At 37.2% G+C, this 1,184-nt stretch carries 1 protein-coding gene and 1 pseudogene; both read left to right on the top strand.

Annotated features, from left to right (window positions below):
- Positions 1 to 375 precede the first annotated feature (375 nt).
- Positions 376 to 900 (top strand): hypothetical protein, encoded by a 525-nt coding sequence (locus ACFINO_RS09855; protein WP_375655634.1) that lies wholly within the window; start codon positions 376 to 378, stop codon positions 898 to 900.
- 84 nt (positions 901 to 984) lie between these two features.
- A pseudogene (locus tag ACFINO_RS09850) lies at positions 985 to 1,184 on the top strand (hypothetical protein); the annotation flags it as partial.

The raw sequence follows: 1,184 nt of genomic DNA, 5'->3' as shown, positions 1-1,184 counted from the left end.
AAAACTTATGATGATATAGACAACGAGCTAGAGAAAGCACTTGGTATTCAATTAGGTAGGTATCAAAATGAAAAAAAGTGAAAAAAATAAAAAATACGTATTGACTTTAAGGAAAGGTTCGTTTAGAAAGGCGTCAAGTGCTTAACAACACTTAGCGATAAGCGGATAAACCACGATAAGGTTTTTCCCATTCTTTAAAATACTGACTGTCTTTTATGTTGTGATTAGCATATAATGATTATGTCGGGTGTGGTCACACCATACAATACTCTTTATGAGAAAAGTGTGACGACGGACTTATCGCCGTGTTTGTTAGCACCCGACGCCCTTATGGGGTGTTAATAACAAACCTTTTTTACGATAAGGATTACTAGCATGAAAGCTACAGTTAAAAATCAAGAAACTTCTCCAAAATATCAACTCACCAATCAAACAATTCTTCGCGAAGGTAAAAAACTTTATCGCATTAAGGCGTTAAGAGATTTTGGTGATGTTAAAGCTGGTCAACTTGGTGGCTATATTGAATCTGAAGAAAATCTTTCCCATGATGGTAATTGCTGGGTTGGTGATCAGGCCATTGTTGTGAGCCCTGGTCGTGTTTACGAAAATGCGCAGGTTTATGGCAATGCAGGTGTTGGTGGTTTTGTATATGGTAATGCTCGCGTCTACGATTCAGCAAAGGTTTTTGCCAATGCCCATGTGTATGATAATGCCCATGTTTTCGATAGTGCAAAAATTGTAAGTAAAGTGCATGTTTATGAAAATGCCAATGCATGTGGCATGGCTATTGTTACTAAGAATATTTGTGGTGACACAATGAATAATGTTTATACAGAACGCCTTTCTCCTTATGGTGAAATTTGCTTTGTTATGTGTCGTCCTCATAGGAAAACAGCTTAAATAACGGCGCGGGCGCGGCGGGGGCGCCTGCTTATAACCATTTCATTTAAAAATTTGTTTGAATATTAGATTAGGGAGCTACCTATGACCACTAAAAATGTATCTAAAAAATATGAGCTTATAAATGAAAGTCACGTTAAAGGGATTACTTTATACCGCATTCGTGCTTTAAAAGACTTTGCTGATGTTAAAGCTGGTGATTTAGGCGGCTTTATTGAAAAGGAAGATAACCTTTCTCATGATGGCAATTGCTGGGTTTATGATAATGCTTGTGTTGTAAAATC

It is taken from the genome of Bartonella sp. AA83SXKL (assembly GCF_042196965.1).
Lineage (GTDB): Bacteria > Pseudomonadota > Alphaproteobacteria > Rhizobiales > Rhizobiaceae > Bartonella.
This window is presented reverse-complemented; position numbering and strand designations above follow the sequence as displayed.

Bases quoted from the DNA above. Each gene is read 5' to 3' on its own strand.
- ACFINO_RS09855 (WP_375655634.1), top strand. From the start codon at position 376: ATGAAAGCTACAGTTAAAAATCAAGAAACTTCTCCAAAATATCAACTC.